The sequence below is a fragment of the Candidatus Jordarchaeum sp. genome (assembly GCF_052745115.1).
Window position 1 is genome coordinate 1 of sequence record NZ_JBRAKS010000247.1, and the last position, 5741, is coordinate 5741.

At 40.4% G+C, this 5741-nt stretch carries 6 protein-coding genes; 2 read left to right on the forward strand and 4 right to left on the reverse strand.

Features of this window, described 5'->3' with window-relative positions:
- Positions 1-73 precede the first annotated feature (73 nt).
- Positions 74-868: a hypothetical protein gene (locus tag ACUVXA_RS15010; protein ID WP_445872092.1), complete on the forward strand. Its 795-nt coding sequence runs from the start codon at positions 74-76 to the stop codon at positions 866-868.
- A gap of 149 nt (positions 869-1017) precedes the next feature.
- Here the strand turns inward: ACUVXA_RS15010 and ACUVXA_RS15015 are convergent, their stop codons facing one another.
- The 4 genes from ACUVXA_RS15015 to ACUVXA_RS15030 all read right to left on the reverse strand — a co-directional run bounded on the left by ACUVXA_RS15015 (position 1018) and on the right by ACUVXA_RS15030 (position 5165).
- Positions 1018-1965: an SPFH domain-containing protein gene (locus tag ACUVXA_RS15015; RefSeq protein ID WP_445872093.1), complete on the reverse strand. Its 948-nt coding sequence runs from the start codon at positions 1963-1965 to the stop codon at positions 1018-1020.
- Between the two features lie 25 nt (positions 1966-1990).
- Entirely contained in the window at positions 1991-2554 is a 564-nt protein-coding gene (locus ACUVXA_RS15020) for a hypothetical protein (protein WP_445872094.1), read from the reverse strand.
- A gap of 230 nt (positions 2555-2784) precedes the next feature.
- A complete protein-coding gene (locus tag ACUVXA_RS15025) occupies positions 2785-4128 on the reverse strand; it encodes a phenylacetate--CoA ligase family protein (protein ID WP_445872095.1) in 1344 nt (447 codons plus the stop codon).
- A 23-nt stretch (positions 4129-4151) separates the two neighbouring features.
- The gene (locus ACUVXA_RS15030; RefSeq protein ID WP_445872096.1) at positions 4152-5165 is read right to left on the reverse strand and encodes a phenylacetate--CoA ligase family protein; all 1014 of its coding nucleotides are present in this window, start codon (positions 5163-5165) and stop codon (positions 4152-4154) included.
- Positions 5166-5550: 385 nt separating this feature from the next.
- Between ACUVXA_RS15030 and ACUVXA_RS15035 the strand changes: the two genes are divergently transcribed.
- Positions 5551-5741: hypothetical protein (locus tag ACUVXA_RS15035; protein ID WP_445872097.1), on the forward strand; the 191-nt coding region annotated here is incomplete at its 3' end.

The window sequence follows — 5741 nt, forward strand, 5'->3', positions numbered from 1 at the left end:
TTTTTATATATTCAGAATATAGTATCCCTATTATTTAAATAAAAATATTTGAAAAAATTTGGAAGGAAATAAGATGGCACCAAGAAAATATCATCTGGCCGCAGGCATAATTATTTACGCTGCTTTCTCAACTATATTCTACTACTGGCTTCTTAGCACCAGTTATTATGTGCCCGCAAGTTTATTTGGCATAACAGATATTCCAGTAATTATTTTAAATCGTACACTATCCTCAGCAGACATAATATATCTAGCCATAGCATTACTACTAGTGCTTACGGGTGCTGAGATTGCTGATTACGACAAAGCGATCATGTGGATGCAGCATCGAGACTGGCTTACACACTCATTCATATTACCCACCATTTTTGCAGCGATAGTTATGATATTTACCTCGATTCAAATAGGCAACCCATACCAGGCAATATTTTATAATCCCAGGGTTAACAGTGTTCTATTAATTGGAATGGCTTCTTTTGTACTGGGAGCTGCTTCGCATCTATTCTTGGACTATTTCCCACCCATCAAAGTAGAGGAACTGACCAGTAAAAGAGGATCCCTAGAAGCTGGGTATCAAATGGCCGATTTCTATATCGCTGAAATGACCGCAAAAGAACTCTTTAGGAGACTCCAAGGAACAGCGCTGGTTCATTTCTGGTGGGCGATAGCAATGCCAAAAGAACAGAAGAATAAGAAGAGCAAGGTGCAAAAATACGAGATGAAAAAAACCCTCGACTCTAAACGGTCCCAACAGTACTACCTAGCAAACGGTCTCCTACTAATGTTAGTTGCCGGATTATTACTGCTCCAGTACTTCCTGATTGAATTCAGCTCAGCAACCCAACAATTAATACTACTACTAATTTAAACCAAGTAAAAAATGGACAAATTAAATCCCTCTTTTCTTTTTTAACCCCCCCAAAAAAATAATCTACAGACCAAAAACAGCTAACTTTAGGATTTTAAAATCACAAATAAGTAAGTTATAGGTTACAAAAAAGAAGGAGAGGTTGTGTTTCAAACTTTTGATCCACAATTTGGACAAAAGCGACTTCCCGGAGGAACATTAGTATTACACTTTGGACAGGTTTTTCCTGCTCCCAGCTGAACCCCACAATTATTGCAGAAACGAGCATTGGCAGGAATCTGCGACCCACACTTGGGGCAGGTTGCTACAGCCAATTGAGGGCCAGTCGGTTGCTGTAGCATTTGTGGAAGTATAACCATGCCAGTTCCCGCTGCTGCGGCGCCTCCTCCTTTTCCGAGGGATTCAGCTGCGGACTTTGTTGTTTCTAGGGTGGCTAGACGCTCCCCGTGAACCTGGGCTGTTTGTAGCCAGAATAGTCTTTCTCTGTATTCTTCAGTGGTATCCATTCCTTCAAACTTGAGGTCTATGAGGTCGATTCCTATTCTTCCGAACTGTTCTTTTATTTTGGTTTTTACTTTCATGCTGCTTTCATCGAGTTGGGTGAAGACCTCTCTCATGGTGAAACCTGCTAAGGTGTCTATGAGTCTTTCTACAATGAAGCCTCGGATAAAGTCGCTAACCGCGTCTGTAGTGTACGCTTTAGAATTCCCTACAACCTCGACCACAAATAGTTTAGGTTCTTCCACCTTGAACCAGTATGAGCCGTGGAACATTAGTGGCGCCAGTTCCTGGGTTTGTCCTCTTCCACCGAATTTTCCCTGAAACTGCGAAGTGGAAACATATATCACATCCGATGTGAACTCGGATTTCTTGAATCCTCTCAGTGTTGAATAAACTTTTGAGAATAGGGGTAAGTTCTGAGTGCTTAGCACATGTCTTCCGGGTCCAAAAACGTCGTAGGCTTTTCCATCTCTGAAGAATACCGCTACTTGGTTCTCAGCTACGATAAGTGTTGCTCCCCAGGTTAGTCTATTGTCCGGATATCGCCAAACAATATCTTGGGGGCCGGCTCCACTCCATTCTATTAGTTCGGGCAAAAATATTTCACCTCTAATATTTTAATTAGAATTTGAGCATATAGCTTCTTCTATCTCCAAATTTTTTATCAATATCGTCCAGTGTTCGTCTCAGCGAAAAGACGCGCTGGTAAGAATTATCAAAATTACCAGATTCAAGCTCATCTTTTAACTCCTTTATTTCATTCTGAAATGTTTCAACATCATCTAAAATTGTTGCATCAAACTCGTACATTCGGTCCAGTTCCGGCTCTCTAATCTTAGTTGAATCAAAAAACCCGCTGTAACCATAATCCGCATGATTTATCCTCTCAGCAACCCTATCAATGAGCGCCATCAATCTATCCATCTGCTCCCAAGTATTCTGCACATCGTAATCCACAAGCATCTCCTGCACCAGATTCAGATCACCCTTGCAATCCCTAAGCTGCTTATATACGTAAGTCCTTAAAACTTTGTCAGCCTCTCTCCGGATTTCCTTCGCTTTATAACCGTGGTAACCGGGAATCCAATAAGCAATCTTCTCCATAAGATTTCTAGTAGACTGCTTTTTCACTTCGCCTCGAATCTTCTCTGCTGTCGTCTTCTCCTTATCTTTCTTACGAAACATTCTCTAAACAACCCCGCTAGCGTTGTTGCATAAATATAATTCAACCACCCTGTACTTAAAAACATTTCATTTAGAGCAATTATATCCAATAAAACAATCTAAGATAAAAACTTGAAAAAATCATGCCAAATTATTCAACATGATTTCTAGCAACCTCTAAAAGTTACGATAATCCAAAAAGTCTTATTTAGGTTAAAAAAATAGAAGATTAAGAGTTAAGCTTGCTTCTCCTAACTCTCTTTAGTGAGATCCTCAACCCGTTTATACTTGTGAGCAATTTTAGGCAAATCGTCTATGGAATCCACTATTTCAATATCTGTTTCAACACCCAGTTTTTTCTTAATAACTCCAGAAACCTTCTCCTTAAACTCCTCTTTAGTTAATCCCTTGCTACCGTCGTAAACCATCTTCATCTTCAGCTTCTCCATCACACCCGTCTTATACCTGAAAAGTGTGAAAGGAGCACCCGTAGCCTCTGACACATCTATAAACAGGTCATCAACATCCAGAGGAAGAATCCATTTATCCATAACATTCAACTGGAACCCTGTTCGACCAATCCAAGTAGCTCGACCATGAGTCCTACCACACTTACAAGTCTCCATATCAAAAGTGGAAATATCCTCACTACCCCACCTTATAAGTGGAGTGCCCCTCATGTAAAGATTCGAGAGAATCAACTCTCCTCTTTCATTTTCACCCACAGGCTCCTTCGTATCCAGATCCAAAATCTCCGCCAAATAAAGATCCTCGCAAATATGTGTACCCTCACGAACATCGCACTCCGCCAAGTGAATCATAGTATCCGCTGCACCACCACCTGAAAAAATTTTCTCTGGCTCCAAACCAGCCTCCTTAATCAATTTATGCCTATAACTCTCAGTAAGGGTATCGCCGTAGCCTATGCTTATAGCTTTTAAGCTTTTACACACCTCAGCCGGTTTTTCTCCTAATCGTTTACAAGCTTCAAGGAATCCGTCAAAGATTACTATAGGTGCCGCCATTACATCTGGGCGATGGTGTTTGATAGCGTAAACCATTTTGTCTGCATAATTTGGTAAGGGGTATAGTATATTTGTGATGGACACCACTCCTATTCTCTCTATTCCCGGTGTGACTCCGAAGATGAATCCGTTCCACCTTACTGGGGGCCAGAAGAGAACGTCACCTGGTCTGAATCCCTGCATCCAGGTTAGCCTGGCGGTTTGCTCTGCGCCGTATTCTTGATCCTCCTTGGTCTGAGCGTGTATTGAGGGTATTCCTGTGGTGCCCGTTGTGGAATAAATAGATTCTATTTCTTCAAACGGAATGCATAAAAGACCGCCAAATGGGTCTCCCGCAGTTATCAATTCTCTCACCGAATCCTTGTAGGTCACCGGAAATTTGGTAAAATCTTCCAATGACTTTATGTCTTCCAGTGTCATTCCCATTTCCTTCATTACATCCTTATAGTATGAGGAGTTGCGATAGATGTTGTTTAACTGCTTCTTTAACCTCTTAAATTGAAGTTCTCTCAGATCCTTTCTGGGCATGGTCTCAATCGACTCGTTCCAATACTTTCTCCAATCCACCATAAACATCCACTCCAAACCTATTTTCATAGCTTAATTCTCAGATGGTTTCCTCCGCACTTACACTGCTTTTTGTCCAGCGTTACCTCATAATCTGTCTGCCACCTAATCGCCGGTGTGGCCTCCGACCAGAGATTAGTTATCGCCAACTTTCCCTTCTTACCTTCTGCGACCGGTTCTCCATTACTCAAAGCCTCTATGATGAACATGTCCTCCCAAGCGTGCAGTCCACTGTGTTCAGGGCATTCCATGGCGAGAAAAGCAGCATCTTGTACGTCCAACATTCTATAAAACTCGCTACCCCACTCATTCTTATACTCTTTTTCCTTTTCACTGGTAAGCTGCATGTCATCTTTTAACTCCCTTAATACAATTATTTCCGGCTGAAAAACATCCTTAGGTACCTTTTTTTGTCCTTTTATTCCCTGAGTAACCTGATCAAAGTACGATACCAGACTGAAGAAAATTCTTGGCTTAAGCTGTTCCCCTAGATAAATAGCTCTAGGCATATCGATGAACACCAGAGAAGCCTCCAAAGGCATGTTAATAAACCCTAACCTATCCTGAACCGTCTCCTGACCAGTAAATGCACTCTCCAGAACCCTCGGAGTAAGCTCCCAAGACTGACCCGAAGTCATAACCAAATCCTTTGCCCCAACCCCAATCATTCGAAAGAACCGCGTCAACTGATCCAGAAGAACCCGGCGATCATTATAAGTATACGCAGTGTAGAAAGGACTACCGGACAACGCCGCCTCATGCGGCAAAATAATGTACCACAACTTATCCACAGGAACGCAAAGCCGACCACTAAAAGGATCACCATCACTAAACTGAGACAAGACCTCCTCCTTAGAGCTAACAGGAATCTTCGTCAAATCGTTCAAACTCTTTACATCATCAGGCTTCAATCCGGCACCAGCGAATTTTTTCCGGTAAAACTCAGAATTATTATAAGCATATTTTACCTGTCTCCGCAGTCTCTGCTCCTGAAACTTCCTAATATCTTCTCTTAGCATCTCTTCTCCTTTAGAAACCAAAACACTCTACTCCTACCCATTTTTAAAGTGTTTTTATTAAAAACACATTAACCTAAATTTAGGTTTCACTACTATTATAAAACTTTTCTAAAAATAATCATAAATTTTAAGAATTAATATTAAAACCCAAAAAAAGAAAAATATCACACATACTTTTTTCAAAAACAAGTCAATTAAATGAATTATAATTAAAACTTAAATATTACTTACAAAAGAACTGCATTAAAACTTTTTACAACCCGTTAGACTTTACCGAATTCTGAAATCTTCAAATTTTGAGGTTAAGCATAAATATAAAAAACTAAAGAAGAAGGTAAAAAATAAGATAAGGAATAAAAACCGCAGGAATCTAGAGAGGTCGAACAAAACGTTTCTAAAAAACGAATTGGAAGTATATAAGGCCTATAAACGAATACTTCTAATCTCATTTCTTATCTGGTTACTCTGGGCTACTTTCTTTTTTACTTATGCTTGGATGGCGATTCCCACTATTTTTAGAATACCTCTGGGAGTGCTTCCTCTCTTTTTTAACACACCCCTAGGTCTAGGCTATCCAAACTATTTTGGATTATCTTG